Raw genomic sequence first — 26,126 nt, forward strand, 5'->3', positions numbered from 1 at the left:
GGTTTGAATGCCTGAACCTGCCTGAAAATCAGGGCTTGATCAGGAAGTACAACACCACGATCGACACGGCCATCACCAGGATGGACCACTTAACGGCGGTCAGAAAGCCGTTGTAGGTCGCCTCGTGCTGGGCGTAGTCCATCGGCGATTCGACCTGCAGTTCGGCGTGGTGTTCCGGGCGGTGTTTGGTGGCCATTTCGTCCTCGTTCGTCCAGTGCTCAAAAAGTCTATGCGTCTAAGGTCTACCGCCGCAACCGCTCAGGGTGCAGTGGCTTCCAGTTCGTCGATCAGCCCCTCGATCATCGACAGGCCAAGCGACCAGAATTCGGGATCTTTTGCATCCAGTCCGAATGGCGCCAGCAATTCGGAATGGTGCTTGCTTCCCCCCGCCTTGAGCAGGTCGAAGTAACGCTCCGCAAACCCCTCGTTTGCCTTCTCATACTGTGCGTAGAGCGAGTTCACAAGGCAGTCACCAAAGGCATAGGCATAGACGTAGAAGGGCGAATGAATGAAGTGGGGAATATAGGCCCAGAAGCTCTCATAGCCCTCGTTGGCGACAATGGCGTCGCCCAGCGATTCCTTCTGCACATCGAGCCAGATCTGGTTGATTTCCTCGGTGCGCAGCTCGCCCTGGCGCCGCGCCGTATGGACGCGCCGCTCGAAGGTATAAAAGGCAATCTGGCGCACCACAGTATTGAGCATGTCCTCGACCTTGCCCGAGAGCAGCGCAAACCGCGCCTTGGGGTCTTCGGTCTTGTCCAGCAGCGAGCGGAACGTCAGCATTTCCCCGAACACCGAGGCCGTCTCGGCCAGGGTCAATGGCGTATTGGCCAGGATCGGCCCCTGCGCCGCCGCCAGGCGCTGATGCACGCCATGACCAAGCTCATGGGCCAGCGTCATGATATCACGCGAGCGGCCCATATAGTTGAGCATCAGATAGGGATGCGCGCTGGGCACGGTGGGATGAGCAAAGGCGCCTGACAGCTTGCCATCCCCGCTCGGCGCATCAATCCAGCCCGAATTGAAGAACGGCGCCGCCACTTCCGCCAGCTTGGGCGAAAACTTGCCATAGGCTTCCATCACCGTCGCCACGGCGCTGTCCCAATCCCAGGTGCGTTCGTCGCTGGTCGGCAGCGGCGCATTGCGGTCCCAGGCGTCGAGCTTTTCCTTGCCGAACCACTTGGCCTTCATCGCGTAATAGCGGTGGCTCAGCCGCGGATAGGCCGCCTGCACCGCCTGCTGCAGCGCATCGACAACCTCGCGTTCCACCGAATTGGCCATGTGGCGGCTGTCGGCAATATCCTGGTAGCCGCGCCAGCGGTCCGAGATTTCCTTGTCCTTGGCCAGCACATTGGTGATGTGGGTGAACAGCCGCCCATTGGCCTTGAGCGTCTTGCCTAGCGCCTTGAACGCGGCCTCGCGCTTGGCGCTGTCCTTCTCGCTCATCAGGTGCAGCGTCGCTTCGAGATTGAGGATCTCGCCGTTCACGTCGAATTCCAGGCTCGCCAGCGTTTCATCGAACAGCCGGTTCCAGGCCGAAAAAGCCGTGACGGACTTGTCGTGGAACAGCTCCTCAAGCTTGTCGTCGAGCTGATAGGGCTTGGCCTTGCGCAGCTCGGCAAACCAGGTGCGATAGCGCGCCAGCTCGGGGTCGGCCGCAAAGGCCGCTTCAAGATCAGCGTCCTCGATGCGGTTCAGCTCGAGCTCGAAGAACAACACACGGGTCGACAGATTGGTCAGCGCTTCATTGGTGTCGCCCATGAATTTGGCGCGGTCCGGATCGGTCGACTTCTGCGCATATTGCAGAAAGGCAAACGAGCCGATGCGGCCGGTCAGATCGCCCAGGGCCTCGCTGTCCTTGATGGCGTCGATCAGGCGGCCGGCCTTGGTCAGTTCGACCAGCCTGCCCTTGTATGCACTCTCAAAGCGCGCCGCGTCCGCCTTGGCCTTGTCCAGCCCCGCCTTGAATTCGGCGCTGTCGGCACCCGGATAGAGATCGCTGAGATCCCAAACTGGCAGGTTGCCGAACTGGTTGTGGCTCTTCTGAGCGGCGGCGGTCATGGCATGTCTCCGGCAGGTCTGGATGTGGCGCGGACCTTACCCAGCACGCTTGCGCTTGGAAAGAGCAAGGCCCCCTTCAACGCCGATCGATAAAGCTTAACGCCATCAAAATCTTCATGATTAACACCCTCTTAAGTCACTGGCTTCATGCTCATCCCAAAACGGCACACGAATCGATGCCGTGCTCAAAAAGACCGGAGTTTGGATGACGCGCGTTCTGGTTGTTGACGATGATCCGGTACAGCTGCGCCTGACCGCTGAAGTGGCCAACAAGGCTGGTTTCAAGCCCATCACCGCCACGGGCGGCGAGCAGGCGCTCACCATCCTGCGCGAGGACCGCAATATCGGCGCCATGATCCTGGATCTGGTCATGCCCGATCTGGACGGCATGGGCGTTATGGATGCCATGCGCCGCGAAGGCCTGACCACGCCGGTGATCATTCAGACCGCCAACGCCTCCATGGAGACCGTCATCTCGGCCATGCGCAATGGCGCCGCCGACTATTTCGTCAAGCCCGTGGCGCCCGAGCGCCTGGTCATCTCCCTGCGCAATGCCATGAAGCTCGATGCGCTGGAGGCCACCATCCGCGCCGAGCGTGCCCGCCGGGCCGGAACCTTCACCGCCAGCGACATGATCGCCAAGGCGCCCGCCATGGCGCGCGTGCTTGATCTGTGCGCCAAGGCCGCCAAATCGACGATTCCCGTCTTGATCGAGGGCGAGACCGGCGTCGGCAAGGAACTGATCGCCCGCATCATCCAGGGGTCGAGCGACCGCGCCGGCAAGCCCTTCGTCACCGTCAATTGCAGCGCCATTCCGCCCAATCTGGTTGAATCGGTGCTGTTCGGACACAAGAAGGGCGCCTTCACCGGCGCCACCGCCGACCAGATCGGCAAGTTCGCCGAAGCGCACAACGGCACCTTGTTCCTCGATGAGATCGGCGAGCTGCCGCTCGACATTCAGCCCAAGCTGCTGCGTGCCCTGCAGGAGGGCGAGATCGAGCCGGTTGGCGCGACCCGCAGTGAACGCGTCAATGTCCGCATCATTTCGGCCACCAACCGTCGCCTGCTCAACCTGGCCAAGACCGGCGAGTTCCGCGAGGATCTCTACTACCGCCTCAATGTCTTCCCCATCTATACCCCGCCCCTGCGGGAGCGTGTCGAAGACCTGCCGGCCATGGTCGCCATGTTTATCGCCCGCTTCTCTGCCGAAGCCGGCAAACGTATCCTCGGCATTGCCCCGCCGGCGCTCGACCTGCTCAAGGCCTATGACTGGCCGGGCAATGTCCGACAGTTGGAAAACGCCGTCTATCGTGCGGTGATCCTGTGCGACGCGGCCTTCCTTGAAACCCAGGATTTCCCGCAGATCGTTGCCCAGTCCATCGGTCGCGACAGCGTCATCAAGGCCATCGAAGCTGCCCCCGTCGCCGCGGCCCCGACCCATATCGACACCAACACCGTGCGCCAGCGCACCGTCTTTGAGACAGCGCCTGCGCCCGATCGCTTCCTTGATGCCAGCGGCGAGGTCGCCGCGCTCGCCGATATCGAACGCGCCGCCATCGTCTTCGCCATCGCCCATCATGGCGGCCGCATGTCCCGCGTCGCCCGCGCCCTCAAGATCGGTCGCTCCACGCTCTACCGGAAACTGCACGAATACGGCCTGGCCGACGAGCTGATCCACGACGCCGCCTGAGCCGTCGTGTCCGGTTCCTCTATGGGCGCGGCCTGCCGACGGCCGCGTCGCATCGCCGCAAAATGTCATCGACAACCTCGCCCAATGGCGCAGTCGCATCGATAGCGATGCCCTCAGGAATATCCTGTTTGCTGGCGTAAAGCCGAATGACAAGCGCCCGTTCTTCAGGCCGACCGCCGAACTCATCTTCCGGTCGGGCGACGAGCCGCGCATGCAGAGTTTCGGGATCGATTTCGAGCACGAACACCGCGTCGAAAAGATCAATGAAATGGTGCCAGTTTCTTGAGCCACCGCAGAAGAAACTGATCGCCTCGCTCTTGTCGGCAATCAGCGATCTGACCGTATCGACGGGCCAGATCCAGTGTGCGTTCATCCGTTGGAGATCGGCCCGCATTTCCTCGACCACGGGCGGGTCCAGCCGCTCACCCGTCAGCGGATCGCCATAATAGGCAAGCACCCGGTCGCCGTGGATGACGTGATAGCCGCGGCGCTGCAATTCCTCCGCCACGCTGGTCTTGCCACTCCCCGATGGGCCTTCGATCAAATAGTTCCTGATAGCCATGCCGTCCTCATTGCCGTCCCGCCGTGCAACGTGCCCAGCACATGGCGAAATCCACTCTCAGCCCGACAAATCCAACTCGATGCCCGCCTTGTCCTCTCGACATAGCCATCACCGCAGTTGCGCAATCATCCTTTGCGTCAGCCCCGCGTCCACCAAGACCGGCGTCAGATCGCTGATTTGGTCGATGGCGCCGATCACCGGCAACGCTTTGAGCCGCGGATCCCCAATCCGCTGCATCGCCGCAGCCACCCCATCGTCGGTATTGATGGTCCGGAACGGCCGGTCGAAATAGGGCCCGAGACGCGCCTCGAAGGACGCGATATCCCGCGCGCGCTGGGTCTGTGCCAGCACCAGATAGGCCTCCGCCAGTGCCTCGCCGCGAGGCTGCCAATGCTCCGCGCCCAGCGCCGCTGCGAGATGCGGCGTCAGCGCGGCCGCCATGGGCAGTTGGGCAAAGCCGCTGCCAAACCACTTGGCATAGGGCGCATAGCGTCGCTCCAGCAGGAACGCCATGCCCATCACGTCCCGAACCAGCCGCCCCGCGACCACGCGTGAACCAAGGTCGTCGCCCGCCATCCCTGCACGGCCCACGAAAGCCTGCTCCTCGGCAATGCGCCGCCATTGGCACGCGATGCGATACAACCAGACATCGTCGGGAAAATAGGCCAGCCGCGCCCGCAACGCCGTCAGTTCACCAACATCGTCGTGAAACACCGCGCCTGCTGTCAGGCTGAGCAGGCCCTGCTGGGTAAAGCCCAGCCAGTTCAGATTATCGACGCCGTCCAGGGACCGTATGCCCAACCCCGCCTCAAGCCGCCCCTCTATGGTGTGGAATTCGAGGCCATGTTCCTGTGCGCCGACCGCGTCGGGCCCGTCAGCTGGCGGATGCGGGCGCGATCGCCATCCAATGGGTTCGCCGCAGAAATGCTCTGGCGCGACCTTGGAGAACGCTGCCACCAGCGCCCGCGCGCTGTCATCGAATTCGCTGCGACTGACATAGATATGCACGCGCGGACCCCAATTGTGGTCACGCGACATCTCATCGTCAAACCCGAGAAGCTCCGAACCATAGCCGATCAGCGCGGCTGCGTGCTTGAGGTCCGGCGCCACCTGCTGCAGCCAGGGCCGCACCACCTCCCCATAAAACCGGCGTGATAATTCCAGTCCCTGCATGCCAACTCCTAGCGCAGGATAACCCGCTCGATTGCATCGTGATGGCGCACCAGCCATCCGGCACTGCGCACCCGCCAGGTCACGGCCCAGAGCGGCGCCGGATCGACACTGTCGGGCGTGATCCCGGCTTGGATGGCTTCATTGGCGGCGCAGGCAATGGCGAAATCGCGCATGAGCCCCACAAAGCCATGGCGCTGCGCTCGTGGCAACGCATAACCGTCCAGCAGCAACCGCACCTGCCGCGCCCGCGCATCAACCGACCCAAGCCCCAGTGTCTCGGCCAGATCGTCATCAAACAACAACGCGTTGAGCCAGCAGGCCTGCGCCAGTTCGATGAGCGGATCGACCGGCCCCGCCGCCTCCCAGTCGATCAGCGCCACGGGACGGCCCGACCGCGCGATGATGTTCCAGGCGCCGGTGTCGCAGTGTCCAATGACGCTTGGCTGCCCCATTTCCCGACCGAACCAGGGCCGCCAGATCGCATCGTCCCCGGGCACGAAGCTTTCCGACGCCGCATGCAGCCGGCGCAGCATCTGCCCCAGCATCGGCAGGGCATCGTCGTCCCAGGCATAGGGATGCGGGCTTTCGCCAGCCACAAAGCTCAGTGTCTCGCGGCCTTTGTCGTCAAATCCGCTGCCCAGCACGCGCGGCGCATGGTCAAAGCCTTCGCGCTCAAGATGGCGAAGCAGCGCCATCGTTGTCGATGACCACGGCCCGCTCCCGCGAAAGACCACATCGCCCTGCCGCGTCACCGCCGACCGGCCACCGGCCAACACCTCCTCATCGGGCTCGGCGCCCTCGATCTTGCCGCTCATGCCATGCCGCGCACGATCTCGAGGAACTCGGCATGCCCCAGCGCCTGGCTGGCCGCCGCGCGATACTCCTTCACCAGGCTCTCATAGGTTTCGCGGGCGAACTGGCGCAGCTTGGGATCCTTCTCCATTTCCCGCCGCGCCAGGCCCTGGTCCAGCAGCCCAAGCCCAGCCAGCACCGGATAGTAGAGCTGGGTCTGGATATGCGGCAGACCGAACAGATTATCCGGGAACTGGTCATGCCGCGGCATCTGCGTCTGCCAACGCGCCAGCTGCGTCTTGGTCTCATTGTGGATACGGTTGGCCCGCACCTCGCGCCAGAACGGCGTATCGTCACGCTCGACCATGTAGTGCGTGTTCACAAAGGTGCGGAAGTCATCCACCTGGCGGCCGACCCGCTGGTTGTAGTCCGCGCGCTCGTCCGGCGTCATGCCTTTTGGATGCTTGAGATGCCGGTCGGCAAACAGCATCATCTGCACGATCGTGCCGTGGATCGAGGTGGATTCCAGCGGCTCGAGGAAGCTTGAGCTCAGCCCCACCGCCAGCACATTGCCCACCCAGGCATTGGCCAACCGGCCGATGGAAAAGCGGATGTCGCTGCGCACCTCGATCTCGCGCCCCAGCACGCGCTCTACCTCGGCCTTGGCCTGTTCGGGCGTTGAGAAGGCATCCGAATAGACATAGCCGCAGCCATAGCGCGTCTGCGTCGGGATCTGCCACATCCAGCCCGATTCCTGCGCCCAGGCGCGGGTGTAATTGGCAATCTCCTCGCCCGGCTTGATATCGAGCCAGAAGGGCAGCGCCCGGTTCACCGGCAGCTCATGCGCATAGGAGATCCAGTCCGCCTGCATTTCCTTGACGATCAGCTGCTTGCGGAAACCTGTCGCGTCGATGAAGAAGTCGCCGGCCAGCACCTGCCCATTGTCCAGCGTCAGCGCCGTCACATGCCCGCTCTCTGCATCGCGCTCGACGCCGGCAACCACGGCATCGACAATCTCGACGCCTTTGGACTTGCTGGCAAAAAACCGACCGACCTTGGCCTGGTCGAAATGATAGGCATGGTGGAATGGCCCCAGCGGGATCAGCGAACCATCGGCCTTTTTGGCATAGGGCGCCTTTTTCTGCTCCAGCAGCGGCCCGAACAGATGCATGTCCGTGATCGACCGCCCGGCGGCAATGGCAAAGACATTGAGATAGTCGTGCGGCGCGCCTGCTGGCGGCCTGACCACCTGGTGTGGATCGTCAATCGGCCCATAATAGGTATAGCCCTTGCGGCGCCAGTCCTCGTGCCGGATGCCCAGCTTGAAGGTCGCCTCGGTCTTGCGGAAGAATTCGAACTCGTCGATTTTGAAGTGCCTGAGCAGCACGCGGAACGCGGCCGTTGTCGCCTCCCCCACGCCCACTGTCGGAATGCTCGACGGCTCGATCACGCTGATGCAGATATCGAGTCCCTTCCGACGGGCCGCATCCTGAATGATGAAAGCCGCGATCCAGCCGGCGGTGCCCCCGCCGACGATCACAAAATGCGCTTGCCGGTCCATTGATAGTCCTCCGGGCGCGACGCTAGCGGGCCATGGCGGGCCAAGGCAAGACGCTCTTAGGAAGCCGGAAGTTTACTGTCCTTTGTCGGACCCGGTTTGAACGGCGCCCGCGGCGGCGGTGCGCACCGCGATACACCGGATATCCGCTGCCATCGCGGGGTGCTACAAGCCGGAGCTACAGGTGCCGATACCACGTCTTGGTGGCCTGCTCGCCGGTCAGAGTCACACGTGCATCACCTGACTTTGCGAACCGCTCGGGGCGTCAAGACGGACACAATCGTCACAATCGCGAACTTCTTGTCGACAGTTTGTCGGCTAGAAGGTACACAGAGGTAGACGACGAAGTGCACAGGCACTTCAAGCCCTAGTTTTCACTCTTCCTTTTGGAGCCCGACCTATGCACGCCAACCCGTTCTCCGGGTGTATCCCCGCCCTTATGACACCCTGTCGCGCAGACGGGACGCCCGACTTCGACAGCCTGGTCCGCAAGGCCCGGGAACTGATCGACCTGGGCATGTCGGGCGTGGTCTACTGCGGTTCGATGGGTGATTGGCCGCTGCTCACCGACGCCCAGCGCATGGAAGGCGTCGAGCGCCTCGTTGCCGCGGGCATCCCCGTCATCGTCGGCACCGGTGCGGTCAATACGCGCATCGCCGCCGAGCATGCGGCCCATGCCCAGAAGATCGGCGCGGCCGGCCTGATGCTGATCCCCCGTGTGCTGTCTCGTGGCTCCTCCCCCATTGCGCAGAAAAACCACTTCAAGGCGCTGCTCTCGGCCGCCCCCGACCTGCCCGCGGTCATCTACAATAGCCCCTATTACGGCTTTGCCACGCGTGCGGACCTGTTCTTTGCCCTGCGCGCCGAACATCCCAACCTTGTTGGCTTCAAGGAATTCGGCGGCGAGGATGACCTCACCTATGCGGCCGAGCACATCACCTCGGGTGATCCCGACCTGGCCCTGATGGTGGGCGTCGATACCGCTGTCTACCACGGCTTTGTCCAGTGCGGCGCCCGCGGCGCCATCACCGGCATCGGCAATTGCCTGCCGCGCGAAGTGCTGCACCTGGTGGACCTCTGCTACAAGGCGCAGGCAGGCGACCCCGTCGCCCGCAGCCGCGCCAAGGAGCTCGAAGAGGCCCTGATGACCCTGTCCAAATGGGACGCCGGTCCGGATCTGGTGCTGTTCTTCAAATATCTCCTGGTGCTCAACGGCGAGGCCGAATACGAGCGCCACTTCAACGAGACCGACAGCTTGACGCCCTCCCAGAAGGGCGTCGCAGAATCGGCCCTTCGCCGCTTCCGCACCTGGTACGACGCCTGGGCTGCCTGACCGGCCATCCCTGACCAGCCGCATCATCGCCCCGGACACCTGCCATTGGGTGTCCGGGGCTTTTTTCGTGGCATTCCCACCACAGATGCCGCTCACAAAATAGCGAGCGATTGCTCCTGTTAAGGATTGCGCGGTAATGCTGGCTGGTGGTGCGGCGCTTGGTCCGGTTGGCGGGCGGCGCGGTCGCGCCTGATGCGATGCTGCGCTGCTGGAGTCCCGATGAACAAGATTCTGATTGGCCTGTTTGCGGCCCTGTCCTGCGGTGTCAGCGTCGGGCCCGCCCTGGCACAGGATGTGGCCAGCCTTGCGGTCAGCCCGGTCATCATTGCACCCCCGGCCTCGCCCATCGGGGAGACCATCAAGGCGCGTCTCGCCGCCGCCTATTATGGCGCCGGCAAGGAAACCAGCGCCTATTCGGAGGCCCAGAAGCTCTACTTCTTTTACGGCTCGCGCCATTTCGAACCCATCTGGGTCAACCAGACGGCCAGCGGCGGCGTCGAATTCTCCGCCCCCGCCCGCAAGATCCTTGATCTCTTCTCCCAGGCCGCAACCGAAGGTCTGCGGCCGGAAGACTATCTGACGCCCGATCTCGACGTCACCGGCGTCAAGGCCGATCCCATGCGCCTGGCCGAGCTGGAAACCGCCTTCTCGCGGGCCACGATGCGCTATGCCACCCACATCTACACCGGCCGCATTGTGCCCAGTTCGGTCAGCACCAATCTCGATATCGCGCCCAAAAAGCTCGACGAGGCGGGCCTGCTGGTGCAACTGGCCACCAGCGCCGATCCGGTCTCCGTGCTCAAGGCGCTCGAGCCGACCCATCCCGAATTCCTCGCCCTCAAGGCAGCCCTGGCCAGTTTCGACGAAACCCAGGCCGATCGCCCTGTCGCCATTCCTGCCGGCCGCACCCTGCGCCCGGGCATGACCGACGAGCGCATCCCGACGTTGCGCCAGCGGTTCGAACTGCCCGCTGGTACCGACAATACCTATGACGACGCCCTGGTTGAGGCGATCAAGGCCTTCCAGGCCGATCACAATCTGGATGTCGATGGCGTCATGGGGCCGGCGACCCTAGCTGCCGTCAATGGCGGCGCCCCCATCACCCGCGCCGACATTCTGGCCAATATGGAGCGTTGGCGCTGGATGCCGCGCGACCTGGGCGCCTTCAACGTCTTCGTCAACATCCCCGAATACCGCCTCGCCATCAGTCGCGACGGCCAGGAAGAATACACCACCCGCGTCGTGGTCGGCACTGTCAAGAACCAGACGCCGGTGTTCTCGGACAATATCCGCCACATCGTGGTCAATCCCTATTGGAACGTGCCCAGTTCCATCATCCGCGGCGAGATCGCGCCTGCCGTTCTGCGCAATCCCGGCTATGTCGACAGCCACAATTACGACCTGCTCTACAATGGCAATCCGGTCAGCCCGTGGTCAGTCGATTGGAGCCAGGTCAGCAGCACCAACTTCCCCTTCCGCGTGCGCCAGCGTCCCGGCAGCGGCAATGCCCTGGGCCAGATCAAGTTCCTGTTCCCCAACAAGCATGACGTCTATCTGCACGACACCCCCTCCAAGTCGCTGTTCTCGCGCGATTTCCGCGCCTATAGCCACGGTTGCGTCCGCGTGCAGAACCCCATGGAGTTTGCCGGCGCCCTGATGGCCAACGAGCCGAACATCAGCCGCGCCTCGCTCGAGGGCATGTTCGGCGCCTCCGAGCGCTGGGTGAACCCGCAGACCCAGATCCCGGTGCACATCGCCTATTTCACCCTGCGGGTGGAAGCCGACGGCAGCCTGCGCTCCTTCGACGACGTCTATGGCCACAACGCCAAGTTGATCGCCGCCATGGGTCTGGGCGCCCCCGCGCCCCAGCCCGAGATCGTCGCAGAAGCTGGCGACGGCGCCATTTCGCCCTAGGCCAGGCTTAACCTCTCGTTGACGAATTCGCCTTGGTTGTGCCAGTTTTGTCACGTAATAACGTGTCCGTGATAGGCATGGCATGCGTGTTTGACGGCTCATTAGCGTTAATAAATTCGATCGACTTCTGCGCTAATATCGGCTGATTGCAGGCAATAACCGGGCAGAGTACAGCGTGACGGGGACCTCGTTTTTCCAACGATATCGGATCGGCCGGCTTTTGCTGGCCGCAGTGCTGAGCGTATCCGTCATCTTGCCGCAGACTGCCGTGCCTGCCGCCGCTGCGTCCGAACGCGCGCTCTATCTTTACTATACCCACACCAAGGAAACGGCGCGCATCGTCTTCAAGCGCAATGGACAATATGTCCAGGCCGGCCTCAACCAGCTCAACCAGTTCCTGCGCGACTGGCGCCGCAACGAACCCGCCAAGATGGACCCGCGCCTGTTTGATCTGGTCTGGGAAGTCTATCAGGAGGTTGGTGCCAGCCAGCCCATCAACGTGGTCTCGGCCTATCGTTCGCCCGCAACCAATGCCATGCTGCGTGAAAAGTCCTCGGGCGTTGCCGAGAACAGCCAGCACATCAAGGGCCACGCCATGGATTTCTTCATTCCTGGCGTTCCCCTGGCCCGTCTGCGCGCCACTGCGATGAAGAAGCAGGTCGGCGGCGTCGGCTTCTACCCCACCTCCGGCAGCCCCTTTGTGCACCTGGACACTGGCTCCGTGCGCGCCTGGCCGCGCATGACCCGCGCCCAGCTCAAGGAAATCTTCCCGGACGGTCGCACCATGCACCTGCCCACCGATGGCAAGCCGCTGTCGCAGCAGGGCTATCAGGTGGCTCTGGCCGAATGGCAGAAGTGCCACGCCTATCCCTGCGATGGCAGATCCTCGGGCACCCAGGTTGCCGATGGCGGCAGCAGTGGCCGGAGCCTGGTCGACATGCTCTTTGGCGGCGGCAATGACACCGCCAAGGGCCTTGCCGCACCCGGTCAGATTGCGCCGCGGGCGCCAGCGCCAGCCCCCACCCCGGTCCCGCCGCCTGTCCAGCTTGCCGCGGCCACCCCCGCCGACGCGCCCACCAGCGTCGCCCCCATTCCCGCCATGCGTCCCGCCCAGTTCGGCGGCGCACCTGCCACTGTCGCGCTGGCTTCAGCCGAAGCCGCACCAGTCCCCGCCCTGCCCTTCTCGACCGTCGGCAGCGCGCCGCTTGCACCCGAAGAGCTGGCCAGCGGCATCGAGGCTCCTGTTCCGGCCACCAAGTCGCAGGCGCTTCTGGTCGCCACCGCCGCAAACCCGGCCTCCGGCGATGCTGTCACCGCCCTGGCAGCGTTCAGCGCGCCCGTGCCGCAGCCACGCCTGATCATGACCGACGCGCCGCAGGCCGAGGTGCTCACGGCCTATCTGCCGCCCATGCAGCAGGACAGCCAGGCCGAACAGGCTCTGCAAACCATTATCGGACGCCAGACCAGTCCTGCCGTGACGGCCGCCCTGCCGACCAACCGCCTGCCGCCTCTGCCCGCAGAGACGCCTGTGCAGACGGCTTCGCTCGGCAATGGCGACAGCGGCGCCATGACAGACCTCTTTCGCGGCACCTTCGGTGCTGCCGAGCAGAATGAACCCATCGCTGCCGCCCTGGCCGAGCACATCGCTCGCCATCCCGCGGTTGACGTGGCCATGCGCAAGCCCGACCTGATCGCGCCCGATCTTGAGCATGTCGTGGACGTCTTCCTCACCCCGGTTGCGCTGACCTCTGATCATTTTGCCGACATCTGGGATCATGACGAAGCCGACTTCAGCCCGGTGACCGAAATGGGTCGCTATGTCACGGTGATGGGCGTTGGCGATTTCCCGCAGGGCCTGCCCGCCACGCGCTTCGTCAGCGCCGCGCCAATCAGCGTTGCCGCCAACTAGGCGACCCCACAAGCGCCATCTTTGTCCGTCAGCACGCATCCTCAGGGACGCGCTGCTGTCGGCCATTGTTGCAATGCCGCGGCGGCGCGCCTAAACAACACTCAACCCTGCCCCTTTGGCAAAGGACTGCCAGTTTGGCCGACTCGCCCGTTACCCCGCTGCTCGACACCGTCAACACCCCGGCCGACCTGCGCGCCCTGCCGCGCGAAAGCCTGCGCCAGCTGGCGGATGAGTTGCGCGCCGAAATGATTGACGCGGTTTCGGTCACCGGCGGCCATCTTGGCGCCGGCCTGGGCGTGGTCGAGCTTACCGTTGCCTTGCATGCCGTCTTCGAGACGCCGACCGACCGCATCATCTGGGATGTCGGCCACCAGGCCTATCCCCACAAGATCCTGACCGGTCGGCGCGACCGCATCCGCACCCTGCGCCAGAAGGATGGGCTCTCCGGCTTCACCCGTCGCGCCGAGAGCGAATACGACCCTTTTGGCGCCGGACACTCATCCACCTCCATCTCCGCCGGACTGGGCATGGCCGTGGCCAGCGAACTGATGGACAAGCCGCGCAATGTGATCGCCGTCATCGGCGATGGCGCCATGTCGGCTGGCATGGCCTATGAAGCCATGAACAATGCCGGCGCCATGGATGCGCGGCTGATCGTGATCCTGAACGATAACGATATGTCCATCGCGCCGCCGACCGGCGCGATGAGTGCCTATCTGGCGCGCCTGGTCTCGGGCCCCGTCTATCGTGGCGCCCGCGAGGCGGCCAAATCCGTGGTCAGCAAGCTGCCGCAGTTCCTGCACGAGCCGGCCCGCCGCACCGAGGAATTCGCTCGCTCGTTCTTCACCGGCGGCACGCTGTTCGAGGAGCTGGGCTTTTACTACGTCGGCCCCATCGATGGGCACAATCTCGATCACCTGCTACCTGTGCTCGATAATGTGCGCGACGCCGCCGAGGGCCCGATCCTGGTCCATGTCGTCACCAAGAAGGGCAAGGGCTATGGCCCGGCCGAGGATTCCGACGACAAGTACCACGGCGTCTCCAAGTTCAACGTCATCACCGGCGCCCAGTCCAAGGCGCCCTCCAATGCGCCGTCCTACACCTCGGTCTTTGCTGAGACGCTGATCCAGGAAGCCAATGACGATCCGCGGATCGTCGCGGTCACCGCCGCCATGCCGTCGGGCACCGGGCTCGACAAGTTTGCCGAGATCCATCCCAACCGCATTTTCGACGTTGGCATTGCCGAGCAGCATGCCGTAACCTTCGCCGCCGGCATGGCCAGCGAAGGCATGAAGCCGTTCGTGGCCATCTATTCCACCTTCCTGCAGCGCGCCTATGACCAGGTGGTGCACGATGTGGCCATCCAGCATCTTCCCGTGCGCTTCGCCATCGACCGCGCCGGCTTTGTCGGCGCCGATGGCCCCACCCACGCCGGCAATTACGATGCCGCCTATCTCGGGGCCATTCCCGGCATCGTACAGATGGCGGCTGCTGACGAGGCCGAACTGCGCCATATGGTGACCACGGCCACCCACTACGACAATGGCCCGATTGCGTTCCGGTACCCGCGCGGCGACGGTCTGGGCGTCGATCTGCCCGCCCGTGGACAGGTCCTGCCGATCGGCAAGGGCCGTATTGTGCGCCAGGGTGGCACCATCGCCATCCTCAGCTATGGCACGCGCCTGGGCGAGGTGCTGGCAGCTGCGGACCGCCTGGCCGCTTTGGGGCTCAACCCCACCGTTGCCGATGCGCGCTTCCTCAAGCCACTCGATGAGGAACTCATCGCGGACCTCGCCAGGAACCATGATGTCATGCTGAGCGTCGAGGAAGGCTCCATCGGCGGCTTTGGCAGCCACGTGGCGACGTTCCTCGCCACCCATGGCCTGCTCGATGGCAAGCTGCGCTTCCGCCCGCTGATGATCCCGGACCGCTTCGACGAGCATTCCAGCCAGGCCGACATGTATGCGGCCGCGGGGCTTGATCGCGCCGGCATTGTCGCCGCCGCCCTCACCACCCTTGGCTATGACGAAGCCGCCATGACAGCGGCGCTCAAGCGCTAGATCGGCGCCCGCTGATGGCCCGCCGGGCCGCGCAATCCCGATTTACCTTGACCTAAACGTCAGCTAGATTTCCCTTACGTTCGGCAATGCAGAAGCCGCTCCGGACGGTGATGGTGGCCATGAGCCAACAGCTGCAGGAGACAGCTCTGGCGGAGACGGGCTGGTCAATATGAGGAGCATTGCAATGATCAAGAAGACGCTGCTGGCGCTGGCTCTGGTGGTCTCCACCCTGGCCCCCGCGACCGCAGCCGAGCCCATTGAGGGCAATTGGAAGACGGCAAGCGGGGAAACCGCCAACATCGCGGCATGCGGGCCCGATTACTGCGTTACGCTGCAGACCGGCAAGTTCGCTGGCAGGCAGATCGGCCGCATGTCCGGTCAGGGTCAGTCCTACAAGGGCGAGATCACCGACCCGGCGGGCAACAAGACCTATTCGGGGTCCGGCGAAGTCAAGGGCGACAGCCTCACCATGAAAGGCTGCGTCTTGGGCATCTTCTGCAAATCGCAGACCTGGGCCCGTCTCTGACCGATGACACCCCGGGGGGTGGACGCCAGCCCCGCGTCCATCCCTGATGGCCTGGCCAGCGCCAAGCGGCGCGTTTGAACCAGATTGCCCACCCGCCGATAACAGATTTTCAAACACTTGCGCGCTTAGCTGAGGCCTATCCCAGCACGCACAGGCCCTACCCATGTTGTCATCAATTGCCTCGGCCACCGCAGGCATGACCCGCGCTGCCGACCGCCTCGAAGCCAGCGCCAATCGCGTCGCCCGCTTTGGCACGGGCCTCGCCGATGTCGACCTCCCCACCGAGGCCGTCGAGGTCACCATGGCTCAGGCCGACTTCAAGGCCAACGCCAGTGTCGTGCGCGTCGCCGACGCCATGGCCAAGGCGACCATCAACATCCTGGCCTGAACGAACAAACGCCCGGCGGCGCGTGGCAACCGGGCGTCAAAGTCATTCAGCTCGCCGACGTCAGTCGTCGGAGGGCGCAGCCACCATGCCCAGCGCGCTCATATAGAGCTCGAGCAGGGCTTCCTGCTCCATGCGCTCATTGGCGTCCTGCTTGCGAATAGCCACGATCTTGCGCAGAATCTTGGTATCGAAGCCGTTGCCCTTGGCCTCGGCGTAGATTTCCTTGATGTCGGCGGCGATGGCGGCCTTTTCTTCTTCCATGCGCTCGATGCGCTCGATGAACGCCCGGAGCTGGTCCTGGGCAACGCTGTCTTCAGCCATCGGTCTTACCTCACTAGATCAAGCGCTGCTTGAACCCCAGACTTGGCTCCTGTTCAACCCTTTTGTGATCCAATCCACACCCCTGCATTGGGGCATACCCCCAATTCCGCCAAAACGGGTCTTTAGCCATTGACCATTTGGTCACCATGGGCTCAAAGAAGGCACGTTTCCGATGATTTTTGGCTCGCATTTGCAAACCTTCCGTCTCGGCATGACCCTGATCGGTACAATGCTTGGCAGCCTGGCGTTCTTCGCCACGCCGGCACGGGCAGATTTGCGTGTCTGCAACGAGACGCCCAATCTGGTCTCGGTCGCCATGGGCTATCGCGCCGACCGCGGCTGGATGAGCGAAGGCTGGTGGCAGGCCGCCCCCGGCGATTGCCGCGTGCTCTACCAGGGCGATTTGCAGCGCCGCTTCTACTACATCTACGCAGCCGACGATCAGGCTGGCGGCGCCTGGGACGGCTCGGTTTTCATGTGCACGCGTGACGAAACCTTCACCATATTCGGGGTTGAGGATTGCCTTGCGCGGGGCTATGAGCGCACCGGCTTCTTCGAAATCGACACGCAGAACCGCACCGACTGGACTCTGCAGCTGACAGAGAATGCCGATGGTCCGGCTGTTGTCGGGCCCGATGGTGCCACCGCACCGGGCGGTCAACCTTTCCTTGTCGATCCTGCGGACGCAGATGCGCCCCAGGACGACATTTCGAACTGAGAAACGGACACGCAATGAGACGCATGAGACGCGCAAAGATCGTCGCCACCCTCGGGCCAGCCAGCCACGAAGAGAAGATGATCGAGGAACTGGCCAAGGCCGGCGCTGACGTGTTCCGCATCAACATGAGCCATGCCAGCCATGAGCTCCTGCACCAGACGGTGGCGCGCATCCGCAATGTCGAGAAGCGCCTCAACCATCCCCTGGGCATCCTCGTCGACCTGCAGGGCCCCAAGCTGCGCGTGTGGAAGTTCACCGATGGCGCGGTCAACCTGGTCGCGGGCCAGAAGTTCATCCTCGACAGCGACAAGAACGACAACGGCAATGCCGAGCGTGTCTACCTGCCGCACCCCGAGATCATCGAAAGCGTGTCAGTCGGCGACCGCCTGCTGCTCGATGACGGCAAGCTGGCCCTCAAGGCCACCAAGGTGGGCAATGGCGCCATCGAGACCGAGGTCATCTATGGTGGCAAGCTGAGCGACAAGAAGGGCGTGTCCCTGCCTGATACGCTGCTGCCCACCGGCGCCCTCACCGAAAAGGACCATGCCGATCTGCTCGAAGGCCTCAAGGCCGAGGCCGACTGGATCGCCCTCAGCTTCGTGCAGCGCCCCGAAGACATCATCGATGTCCGCAAGATCGTCCAGGGTCGCGCTGGCGTCATGGCCAAGATCGAAAAGCCCCAGGCCATCGAGCGGCTCGAAGAGATCATCAAGCTGTGCGATGCCATCATGGTGGCCCGCGGTGACCTCGGCGTCGAGCTGCCGCTCGAAACCGTTCCGGGCCTGCAGAAGCGCATGATCCGCATGGCGCGCCGCTACGGCAAGCCGGTGGTCGTGGCCACCCAGATGCTGGAATCGATGATCACGGCTCCCGTCCCGACCCGCGCCGAAGTCTCGGACGTGTCGATCGCCGTTTTCGAAGGCGCCGACGCCATCATGCTCTCGGCCGAGTCTGCCTCCGGCCAGTATCCTGTCGAAGCCGTCGCCACCATGAACAAGGTGGCCGTGGCCGTTGAGGGCGATGCCAACTATCGCGGCATCATCCGCGCCGCCCAGACCGAGCCGGAGGCCACCGCCGCCGACGCCATCTCGGCCGCCACCCGCCAGGTCGCCGAGACGCTCGATCTGGCCGCCATTGTCACCTACACGGCCTCTGGCTCCACCGGCATCCGTGCCGCCCGCGAGCGCCCCTCCAAGCCCATCATTGTGCTGTCGCCCAATATGCGCACCATCCGCCGCATGTCGGTGGTCTGGGGTGTCCATTGCGTGCAGACCGAAGATGCCGTCAGCCTCGAGGACATGGTCGATCGCGCCTGCGTCATTGCCTATCAGGAGGGCTTTGCCCGCCCCGGCGACCGCATCGCCATCACCGCCGGCATCCCTCTGGGCACGCCGGGCGCCACCAATATGCTGCGCATCGCCTTCGTCCGCCAGGATGGCGCCGGCTCCAGCTGATGGCCATGACGTCTGTGGCCGAATGGCAGGACAACCCAGCATGAAAAGAAAGGCCCGCAGCGATGCGGGCCTTGTTCTTTTTGCGCGATCAGCGTTCCAGCAGCGACTTGAGCACCAGCAGGTCGGTTTCGACCCAGTTCTGCTCGGATACGAATTCCTCCGCGCTCACACCGGGCTGCTGCAGGCCCGTATGCACCAGCACGCAACCCTCGCCATGCTCGATCACGCGCACATAGCCCATGCGGACGGGTCGCCCGCCCTGCCAATGGCTGTAATCGATCACCTGGCGGTTCTCCGCCGTCAGGTCGATCCGCACCGGCCCCTGTGCGGTGTCGAACTGCACCAGGCGCGCATCCTCTTCGGGACGCAGCGCGACGTCGGTGAGCTGCAGCCAGTCGATCAGCGCCTCGACGGTGGTCAGAAATCGATACACTTCCCGCGCCGGGCGTTCGATCAGAAGGGTCAGGGTATGCGCACGCAACATCTCAGGGCCTGAACGAGAGTGCCGCCGTGACCATCGGGAAACGGTTCATCGCGGCTGGCAGGAAACGGACGTGACTCGAATCCCCTCGCCAGTCCCAGGAAACAACAAAGCCCGCTTTCGCGGGCTTTGGAAGAGGCTTTGAAACAAAGGCTTAGCCCTGACGGGCCTTGAAGCGCTTGTCCACCTTGTTGATGATATAAACCCGGCCGCGACGGCGGACGAGCTTATTCGCGCGGTGGCGAGTCATCAGCGCCTTCAGCGAGTTGCGGATCTTCATCGGACGATTCCTTGGTCAAACAAAAGAGGCGCCTGCGCGCCCCGGAAACTTGGCGGCATACATAGGGAATATGCGCCACCCTGTCAACGCAGCTTTGCCGCTCAATTCACGCATTTCCAGACAAAGCGTGACAGGATGACGACACCCCCGCGTTAACCGCCCGTATGCAATCCCTGCTTAAGATGAGCAGCGTCGCAAATCAGGCATGAAACCCCTATGGCCGCAGAAGAAATCACCAAGCGGGGCGTTCTGGTGGCCGACAGCTCTCAGCATATGGCCTCTCTGGTCTCCGTCATGCTGCGCAGCCTGGGCCGCAAGGACATCCGCGAAGCCTATGATGCCAACAAGGTGCTGCTCGAGCTCAATCGGCGCAGCTTTGACCTGCTTATCATTGATGACGAACTCGAGGGCATGGATGGCGTTGCGTTGACCCGCAAGCTGCGCGCTATGACCGACTGCCCAAACCGCTATCTGCCCGTCATCATGATGAGCGCAGCGCCCGATGCCAAGCGCATTGCCGATGCCCGCGATGCCGGCATTACCGAGTTCCTGCGCAAGCCCTTTGCGGCCAACCATCTGCAGACCCGCCTGACCAGCATCGAAACCAATCCGCGCGGCTTCATCGAGGCGGGCGAATACAAGGGCCCCGACCGGCGTCGCAAATCGGTCGATGTCGGCACCAACGACCGTCGCAACAGCGCCAAGCCCGTGGCAGACGCCGGCTGATGGCCCGGCAGCCGTTCGATCTCGCTGCGCATGCCCAGCGCAGCCAGAACGGGCCCTGCTTCATCTGCGAGCTGATCGCGGGCAATCCGGCCTATGCCCATCATGTGATTGCCAGGGACGACCGGCATATCGCCTTTCTCAGCAAATATCCCACCCAGCCCGGCTATGCCCTGGTCTGCCCGTTGCGCCATTGCGAGGACCTCGCCGAGGACGTCTCGCCAGAGGACTATCTGGCCCTGCAGGCGGTGGTGCACCGGCTGGCCCGGGCGCTCAAGCAGGTCTTTGATGCCGAGCGCATCTATGTGCTCTCGCTGGGCAGCCAGCAGGGCAACAGCCATCTGCATTTTCATGTGGTGCCGCTACCGCGCGGCGTCCCCTACGCGCAGCAGCAGTATCATGCCTTGATGGCCGAGCATGGCGTGCTCACCATCCCCGACGCCGAAATGGCAGCCACCGCCGCGCAGATCGCGGCGGTCTATCGGCAGATCGATGGGTCAGGCTGAGCCGGCAATCGGCTCTGCAGCCTCGATCTCGCGCCAGCGCAGGCAGGCTACCAGTCGCCCGCTTTCCAGCGTCTCCAGCGGCGGCCGCGTCTCTGCACACTGCGCCTCGGCAAAGCGGCAGCGGGTCCGGAAGGTGCAGCCCGAGGGCGGATTGATCGGCGAGGGAATTTCACCCTTCAGCCCGTCGATGCTGCGCTTTCGCGCCAGCTTTGGATCAGGGATCGGCACGGCGGTCAGCAGCGCCCGCGTATAGGGGTGGCGCGGATCGAGATAGATCTCGTCGCCGGTTGCCAGCTCCACGATGCGCCCGAGATAAAGCACCAGGATGCGGTCCGACACATGCCGCACCACGCTCAGATTGTGGCTGATGAAGATCAGCGTCAGCCCGAAGGCATCCTTGAGCTCGGCCAGCAGGTTGAGGATCTGTGCCTGGATCGACACGTCCAGCGCCGACACCGGCTCGTCACAGACGATGAGCTTGGGTTCGGTCACCAGCGCCCGGGCAATGCCGATGCGCTGAGCCTGCCCGCCGGAGAACTCATGCGGATAGCGGTTGATCATCTCGGGCAACAGGCCCACTGCCGCCATGGTCTTGAGCACGCGCTCGCGCCGCTGTTCCTTGCTGAGCTCTGGCCGCAGCGTGCGCAGTGGATCGGCGATGATCTCGCCCACTGTCATGCGCGGATTGAGCGAGGCCAGCGGATCCTGGAAAATGATCTGCAGGTCCTGCCGCCGCCTGCGCATTTCTTCGGCCGGCAGCTTGGTCAGGTCCTGGCCCAGCCAGAGCACCTGGCCCTGGTCGGGCGACAAAAGCTGCAGGATGCAGCGGCCCAGCGTGGATTTGCCGCTGCCGCTCTCCCCCACAATGCCCAGCGTCTCACCCTTGCGGATGGTGAAGTTGATGTCCTCAAGTGCCGTCAGCGTCAGCGGGCGCGACAGGAAGCCACCACCCGAGATCGAGAAGGTCTTTTTGACGTTGCGGATTTCCAGCAGATTGACCGGGGTCTGGTTCATCATGCCACCTTCCCGTAGCGCATGGGGCCTTCGTGGAAGCAGGCCTTCTCGCGGCCATTCTCCAATTGTGTCAGGGCCGGACGCTCGGCGAGACAGCGATCGAACGCAAAGGCGCACCGCGGATGGAAGGCGCAGCCCTTGGGCAGGTTTTCCAGGCTTGGCGGCATGCCCTGGATGGGGTCGAGCCGCTCTGCCCGCTTGGCGATATGCGGCGTCGAATGCAGCAGACCCAGCGTGTAGGGGTGGCGCGGATCATAGAACAGATCGTCCACCGTGCCCTTTTCCACCGGCCGGCCGCCATACATCACCATCATGCGGTCGGCAACACCCGCCACCACGCCTAGATCGTGGGTAATCAGCACAAGCGAGGTGCCGAAATCCTCGGTCAGCGTCTTGAACAGGTCCAGCATCTGCGCCTGCACCGTCACGTCCAGCGCCGTCGTGGGCTCGTCCGCGATCAGGATCTTGGGCTGGCACAGCAGCGCCATGGCGATCATGACGCGCTGGCGCATGCCGCCCGAGAGCTGGTGCGGATAGGCATTGGCGCGCTTGGCAGGTTCGGGAATGCCGACACGTTCCAGCATCTCGATGGCGCTGGTCTCGGCCTGCTTCTGGTCCTGCCCCTTGTGCAGCACCAGCACCTCGGCCAGCTGCTGCTTGAGGCGCAGTGCCGGATTGAGCGAGGTCATGGGGTCCTGGAAGATCATGGCCACGTCGCGGCCGCGATACTGGTTGAGCTCGGTCTTGCTGAGCGCCAGAAGGTCCACATCGCCCAGCAGCGCCTGGCCGCTCACCGAGCCATTCTTGGCCAACAGGCCCATCAGCGCGAGAAAGGCCTGGCTCTTGCCCGAGCCGCTTTCGCCCACCACGGCCAGGGTCTCCCCGGCCTCCAGGGTGAAGTTGAGATTGTTGACCGCCGTCACCACTGACTCATGCAGGGCAAAGCGGACCGAAAGGTCTTTGACTGTCAGAACCGGAGCCATCAGCGATCCTTGGGGTCGAGCGCGTCCCGCAGGCCGTCGCCGACAAAAAAGAAGGTGAACAGGATGGTGATGAAAAACACCAACGGGAAGGCCAGCTGCCAATAGGTGCCATATTGCATGGTCTGCGCGCCTTCGCTGATCAGCGCACCCAGCGAGGTATTGGGTTCCTGCACGCCCAGGCCCAGGAACGAGATGAAGGATTCCAGAAGGATCATCTCGGGCACCAGCAGCGTCGCATAGATCGCCACGATGCCCAGCAGATTGGGCACGATGTGGCGGAAGATCACGTCACGCGGCTTGGAGCCGGTGGCAATGGCCGCCTCGACGAATTCGCGGTTCTTCAGCGTCAGCGTCTGGCCGCGCACCACGCGCGACATGCCTAGCCAGGAGATCAGCCCGATACCCACGAACAGCATGATGAACGAGCGGCCGAACACGATCAGCAGCAGGATCAGGATGAACATGTAGGGGATCGAGTAGATGATATCGACCAGGCGCATCATGGCGCTGTCCAGCCGCCCGCCGAAATAGCCGGCGACGGCGCCATAGATCGTGCCCACGACCACGGCGATCGCCGAGCCGACCAGGCCAACCAGCAGCGAGATCTGCGTGCCCTGGATGACGCGCGAATAGAGGTCGCGGCCCACTTCGTCGGTGCCGAAATAATGGCCGGTCTCAAACGACGGCGCACCGGCTGTCAGCACATTGCCCACCACGCTCCAGTCGACCTTTTCGATCGACCACTTGGCAAAGAACGGCCCGATGATGGTGAAGAGCACCACCCCGATCAGCACGATCAGGCTGGTCATGGCGGCCTTGTTGGCCATGAAGCGGCGTCCGGCGTCGCGCCACAGCGAACGCCCCTTGGCGGGGACATCCGCCGGTGCGGCCGCTACGGACGTCACGGTCTTGATACGGTTATCGGCAAGCATGGCCATGCCTCACAATTCGATCTTGGGGTCGATCCAGGCATAGAGCACGTCGACAACCAGATTGGCGGTGATCGTCAGGGCGCCCAGCAGGATCGTGATCCCCAGGATGGTGGAATAGTCGCGGTTGAGCGCACTGTTGACGAAGGCCTGGCCGATGCCACCGGTGGAGAAATAAAGGTCAATCACCACCGAGCCGGTCACCATGCCCACGAACACCGGGCCCAGATAGCTCACCACGGGCAGCAGCGCCGGGCGCAGGGCGTGACCGAAGATCACCTTCCAGCCCGGCAGGCCCTTGGCCCGCGCCGTGCGGATATAGTTCGAGCCCAGCACTTCGAGCATGGACGAGCGCGTGATGCGGGCGATATTGGCGAAATAGCTGGTCGCCAGCGCGATCACCGGCAGCACCACATTGCTCCAGTGCCCGCCGTTCCAGCCGCCACCCGGCAGCCAGCGCAGCCACAGCGTGAAGATCAGCACCAGGATGGGCGCCATCACGAAGTTCGGCACCACCTGTGCGCCGATCGAGAAGCCCACCGACAGATAGTCGGCCCAGCTGTTCTGGCGCACCGCAGCCACCACGCCCAGCGCGATGCCGATCACCGATGCCGCCACAAAGGCCCAGGCCCCATAGGTGAAGGTGACCGGGAAACCCTGCGCGATGATGTCGTTGACCGTGCGGTCACGATACTGGAACGAGGGGCCGAAATCAAAGCGGAACACCACATTGTAGATGTACTCGGCCAACTGCTGCCACTCGGGCTTGTCCAGCCCATAGCGCGCATAGATGTTGTCGAGCACCGATTGCGGCACGGTCTTTTCGCCGGCAAACGGGTTTCCGGGCGCCATCTTCATCAGGAAGAAGGAAACGACGATAAGCACGAGCAGGGTCGGTATGGCGACCGCTAGTCGTTTGAGAATGAACTGGATCATGTGTCTTGTCCGGCCGGTTCATGGCGCCTGGCCAGGAACGGGTAAGCGCCCCGCCGGATCGGCGGGGCGCAACAGGCCTAAGCCTTATTCAGCGACCTTGTAGAGGTCCTTGGCGTACCAGTTCTGCTCCACGTCATCATAGGGCCAGCCCTTGACGTCAGCATTCTGCATGAACACCTTGGCGTAGAAGTAGATCGGCATGATCGGCACGTCCTTGGCCGCCTGCGCTTCGATCTCTGCATACTGCACATTGGGGTCTTCGGCGGTCTTGGACTCGGCCAGCCACGTGTCGACGTCGGCATTGGCATAGCCCTGGTCGTTCTGCTCGGACTTGGAGTCGAGCAGCGACAGGAAGGTCGAGGCTTCGTTGTAGTCGCCGCACCACGCGTTGCGGGCCAGCTCATAGGTCTTGGAGTGACGGGTATCGAGCAGGGTCTGGAATTCCATGTCCTGCAGGTTCATCGTCACGCCCAGCTTTTCCTTCCACATCTGGCTCACGACGGTCGCGATCTTCTTGTGCGCTTCCGAGGTGTTGTAGATGTAGTTGATGGTCAGCGGGTTGTCCTTGCCGAAGCCGGCTTCGGTCATCAGCTCGACAGCCTTGGCGTCGCGCTCTTCCTGCGTCATCGACGCGGCCGCGATTTCCGGCATGGTGAAGCCGGCGGTCAGCGGATGCGTGAACGAATAGGCCGGCTGCTGGCCGCCCTGCAGGATGCCATTGACGATCACGTCGCGGTCGATGGCCAGGCTCAGGGCCTCGCGCACCTTCACGTCCGCCAGGGCAGCATTGGGCTGCTTGTCGGTCATGTTGACGCTGAAGTAGTAGGTGCAGAACTGCGGCACCGAGAAGGTGTTGTCGGGCAGCTCGGCCTTGAGGGCGGGGAACTGGCCAGCCGGCACGTCGGTCTGGTCCACTTCGCCGGCGCGCCAGCGGGTCAGGCCCTGGTTCTCATCATTGATGGTCAGGAACTGCACTTCTTCGAGCACGGTGTGCTCATTGTCCCAGTAGTTCGGGTTGCGCTTGAGCACAACGCGTTCGCCGGGGGTGTTTTCAGCCAGCGTGAAGGCGCCGTTGCTGACGATGTTTTCCGGCTTGGTCCAGTCGATGCCCTTGTCCACGCTCGCCTTGTAGGTGGGGAACAGGGTGGCATGCGACAGGGTGCGGATGAACCACGGGCTCGAGAAGGCCAGGCTCACTTCCAGCGTCTTGTCGTCGATCGCCTTGACGCCCAGCTCTTCTGGCGTCTTCTCGCCGGCCACGATGGCATCGGCATTCACCACGCCGACCAGGCCCACGAAATAGGCGTAGTTCGAGGCGGTTTCCGGGTTCACGGCGCGCTGCCAGGCATAGACGAAGTCACCGGCAGTGACGGGCTCGCCATTGGACCACTTCGCATCGCGCAGGTGGAACGTATAGACGGTGTTGTCTTCGTTGACGTCATAGCTCTCGGCAACGCCGGGCACGGGCTCGCCATCGGGGCCGCTGTTGTACAGGCCTTCGAACAGGCTGCGCACCACGGCGGAGGTGTCAACGTCTTCAACCAGCTGCGGATCAAGCGTATTGATGTTGTCCAGCACCCGATACTTGAACACCTGCTCGGCGGCCAGCTTGGTCCCCTCGGGAACCATCGCGGCATAGGCCGGCGCGGTAAGGGCAGTGGCGCTCAGCAGCGCTGCAGCCACTACGGCCGCCTTGAGGGTTTGAGTGATCATCATGCTCGTCCCATCTCCTTGTTGAAGTCCTGAAAAGTCTTGTCTCCGCGGTCATTGCGCCGCGGATTTCAATGGTCCTGGACCCGGGGGAATTGACCCCCT

The 26,126-nt window shown here is 63.5% G+C and carries 25 protein-coding genes; 11 read left to right on the top strand and 14 right to left on the bottom strand.

The window, feature by feature from the left end:
* Positions 1 to 28: 28 nt before the first annotated feature.
* Together K1177_RS11985 and K1177_RS11990 are read right to left on the bottom strand one after the other, a co-directional pair.
* Positions 29 to 196 (bottom strand): aa3-type cytochrome c oxidase subunit IV, encoded by a 168-nt coding sequence (locus K1177_RS11985; RefSeq protein WP_224703518.1) that lies wholly within the window; start codon positions 194 to 196, stop codon positions 29 to 31.
* 62 nt (positions 197 to 258) lie between these two features.
* Positions 259 to 2,061 carry a M3 family oligoendopeptidase gene (locus tag K1177_RS11990; RefSeq protein WP_224703519.1) on the bottom strand — a complete coding sequence of 601 codons (1,803 nt, stop codon included), beginning with the start codon at positions 2,059 to 2,061 and terminating at the stop codon, positions 259 to 261.
* A 205-nt stretch (positions 2,062 to 2,266) separates the two neighbouring features.
* On the opposite strand from K1177_RS11990, the gene K1177_RS11995 reads away from it, so the two are divergent.
* Positions 2,267 to 3,751, top strand: coding sequence for a sigma-54-dependent transcriptional regulator (locus K1177_RS11995; RefSeq protein ID WP_224703520.1), 1,485 nt, complete (start codon positions 2,267 to 2,269; stop codon positions 3,749 to 3,751).
* A 19-nt stretch (positions 3,752 to 3,770) separates the two neighbouring features.
* Here the strand turns inward: K1177_RS11995 and K1177_RS12000 are convergent, their stop codons facing one another.
* The 4 genes from K1177_RS12000 to K1177_RS12015 all read right to left on the bottom strand — a co-directional run bounded on the left by K1177_RS12000 (position 3,771) and on the right by K1177_RS12015 (position 7,839).
* On the bottom strand, positions 3,771 to 4,313 hold the full coding sequence (locus K1177_RS12000; protein ID WP_224703521.1) for an AAA family ATPase: 543 nt from the start codon (positions 4,311 to 4,313) through the stop codon (positions 3,771 to 3,773).
* A gap of 108 nt (positions 4,314 to 4,421) precedes the next feature.
* On the bottom strand, positions 4,422 to 5,486 hold the full coding sequence (locus K1177_RS12005) for a DUF4037 domain-containing protein (RefSeq protein ID WP_224703522.1): 1,065 nt from the start codon (positions 5,484 to 5,486) through the stop codon (positions 4,422 to 4,424).
* Between the two features lie 8 nt (positions 5,487 to 5,494).
* Positions 5,495 to 6,301 (bottom strand): phosphotransferase, encoded by an 807-nt coding sequence (locus K1177_RS12010; protein ID WP_224703523.1) that lies wholly within the window; start codon positions 6,299 to 6,301, stop codon positions 5,495 to 5,497.
* A complete protein-coding gene (locus K1177_RS12015; protein ID WP_224703524.1) occupies positions 6,298 to 7,839 on the bottom strand; it encodes a tryptophan halogenase family protein in 1,542 nt (513 codons plus the stop codon). The genes K1177_RS12010 and K1177_RS12015 overlap by 4 nt, the downstream gene beginning before the upstream one ends.
* Positions 7,840 to 8,236: 397 nt before the next feature.
* On the opposite strand from K1177_RS12015, the gene K1177_RS12020 reads away from it, so the two are divergent.
* The 6 genes from K1177_RS12020 to K1177_RS12045 all read left to right on the top strand — a co-directional run bounded on the left by K1177_RS12020 (position 8,237) and on the right by K1177_RS12045 (position 15,966).
* Positions 8,237 to 9,169 (top strand): dihydrodipicolinate synthase family protein, encoded by a 933-nt coding sequence (locus K1177_RS12020; RefSeq protein ID WP_224703525.1) that lies wholly within the window; start codon positions 8,237 to 8,239, stop codon positions 9,167 to 9,169.
* Between the two features lie 219 nt (positions 9,170 to 9,388).
* Positions 9,389 to 11,083 carry a L,D-transpeptidase family protein gene (locus K1177_RS12025; RefSeq protein WP_224703526.1) on the top strand — a complete coding sequence of 565 codons (1,695 nt, stop codon included), beginning with the start codon at positions 9,389 to 9,391 and terminating at the stop codon, positions 11,081 to 11,083.
* A 232-nt stretch (positions 11,084 to 11,315) separates the two neighbouring features.
* Entirely contained in the window at positions 11,316 to 12,992 is a 1,677-nt protein-coding gene (locus K1177_RS12030) for a DUF882 domain-containing protein (RefSeq protein WP_224703527.1), read from the top strand.
* A gap of 134 nt (positions 12,993 to 13,126) precedes the next feature.
* A complete protein-coding gene (gene dxs / locus K1177_RS12035; protein WP_224703528.1) occupies positions 13,127 to 15,052 on the top strand; it encodes a 1-deoxy-D-xylulose-5-phosphate synthase in 1,926 nt (641 codons plus the stop codon).
* A gap of 184 nt (positions 15,053 to 15,236) precedes the next feature.
* Entirely contained in the window at positions 15,237 to 15,578 is a 342-nt protein-coding gene (locus tag K1177_RS12040; protein WP_396120069.1) for a DUF2147 domain-containing protein, read from the top strand.
* Between the two features lie 163 nt (positions 15,579 to 15,741).
* Entirely contained in the window at positions 15,742 to 15,966 is a 225-nt protein-coding gene (locus tag K1177_RS12045) for a hypothetical protein (RefSeq protein WP_224703530.1), read from the top strand.
* Positions 15,967 to 16,026: 60 nt separating this feature from the next.
* On the opposite strand, the gene K1177_RS12050 is transcribed toward K1177_RS12045, so the two are convergent.
* Positions 16,027 to 16,287 carry a DUF2312 domain-containing protein gene (locus K1177_RS12050; protein ID WP_137153141.1) on the bottom strand — a complete coding sequence of 87 codons (261 nt, stop codon included), beginning with the start codon at positions 16,285 to 16,287 and terminating at the stop codon, positions 16,027 to 16,029.
* Positions 16,288 to 16,459: 172 nt separating this feature from the next.
* Here K1177_RS12050 and K1177_RS12055 point away from each other — a divergent pair, with 172 nt between their 5' ends.
* The gene (locus K1177_RS12055) at positions 16,460 to 17,005 is read left to right on the top strand and encodes a DUF1036 domain-containing protein (RefSeq protein ID WP_224703531.1); all 546 of its coding nucleotides are present in this window, start codon (positions 16,460 to 16,462) and stop codon (positions 17,003 to 17,005) included.
* A 14-nt stretch (positions 17,006 to 17,019) separates the two neighbouring features.
* Positions 17,020 to 18,459 carry a pyruvate kinase gene (pyk, locus tag K1177_RS12060; RefSeq protein WP_224703532.1) on the top strand — a complete coding sequence of 480 codons (1,440 nt, stop codon included), beginning with the start codon at positions 17,020 to 17,022 and terminating at the stop codon, positions 18,457 to 18,459.
* A gap of 88 nt (positions 18,460 to 18,547) precedes the next feature.
* On the opposite strand, the gene K1177_RS12065 is transcribed toward pyk, so the two are convergent.
* Both K1177_RS12065 and ykgO read right to left on the bottom strand, forming a co-directional pair.
* On the bottom strand, positions 18,548 to 18,943 hold the full coding sequence (locus K1177_RS12065; RefSeq protein WP_224703533.1) for a hypothetical protein: 396 nt from the start codon (positions 18,941 to 18,943) through the stop codon (positions 18,548 to 18,550).
* Between the two features lie 151 nt (positions 18,944 to 19,094).
* On the bottom strand, positions 19,095 to 19,220 hold the full coding sequence (ykgO, locus tag K1177_RS12070; RefSeq protein WP_046105532.1) for a type B 50S ribosomal protein L36: 126 nt from the start codon (positions 19,218 to 19,220) through the stop codon (positions 19,095 to 19,097).
* 216 nt (positions 19,221 to 19,436) lie between these two features.
* Here ykgO and K1177_RS12075 point away from each other — a divergent pair, with 216 nt between their 5' ends.
* Together K1177_RS12075 and K1177_RS12080 are read left to right on the top strand one after the other, a co-directional pair.
* On the top strand, positions 19,437 to 19,946 hold the full coding sequence (locus tag K1177_RS12075) for a response regulator (RefSeq protein ID WP_224703534.1): 510 nt from the start codon (positions 19,437 to 19,439) through the stop codon (positions 19,944 to 19,946).
* Complete coding sequence (locus tag K1177_RS12080; protein WP_224703750.1) at positions 19,943 to 20,449, top strand: HIT family protein; 507 nt, start codon at positions 19,943 to 19,945, stop codon at positions 20,447 to 20,449. The genes K1177_RS12075 and K1177_RS12080 overlap by 4 nt, the downstream gene beginning before the upstream one ends.
* On the opposite strand, the gene K1177_RS12085 is transcribed toward K1177_RS12080, so the two are convergent.
* From K1177_RS12085 to K1177_RS12105, 5 genes are all read right to left on the bottom strand, one after another.
* Positions 20,441 to 21,466, bottom strand: coding sequence for an ABC transporter ATP-binding protein (locus K1177_RS12085; RefSeq protein WP_224703535.1), 1,026 nt, complete (start codon positions 21,464 to 21,466; stop codon positions 20,441 to 20,443). The genes K1177_RS12080 and K1177_RS12085 overlap by 9 nt on opposite strands.
* Complete coding sequence (locus K1177_RS12090; RefSeq protein ID WP_396120163.1) at positions 21,463 to 22,449, bottom strand: ABC transporter ATP-binding protein; 987 nt, start codon at positions 22,447 to 22,449, stop codon at positions 21,463 to 21,465. Before K1177_RS12090 ends, K1177_RS12085 begins: the two co-directional genes overlap by 4 nt.
* Positions 22,446 to 23,351: an ABC transporter permease subunit gene (locus K1177_RS12095; RefSeq protein ID WP_224703751.1), complete on the bottom strand. Its 906-nt coding sequence runs from the start codon at positions 23,349 to 23,351 to the stop codon at positions 22,446 to 22,448. Before K1177_RS12095 ends, K1177_RS12090 begins: the two co-directional genes overlap by 4 nt.
* 36 nt (positions 23,352 to 23,387) lie before the next feature.
* Positions 23,388 to 24,311 (bottom strand): oligopeptide ABC transporter permease OppB, encoded by a 924-nt coding sequence (gene oppB / locus K1177_RS12100; protein WP_224703537.1) that lies wholly within the window; start codon positions 24,309 to 24,311, stop codon positions 23,388 to 23,390.
* A gap of 84 nt (positions 24,312 to 24,395) precedes the next feature.
* On the bottom strand, positions 24,396 to 26,027 hold the full coding sequence (locus K1177_RS12105) for a peptide ABC transporter substrate-binding protein (RefSeq protein ID WP_224703538.1): 1,632 nt from the start codon (positions 26,025 to 26,027) through the stop codon (positions 24,396 to 24,398).
* Positions 26,028 to 26,126: the final 99 nt, after the last annotated feature.

The sequence above is a fragment of the Devosia aquimaris genome, from assembly GCF_020169335.1.
Classification (GTDB): Bacteria; Pseudomonadota; Alphaproteobacteria; order Rhizobiales; family Devosiaceae; genus Devosia; species Devosia aquimaris.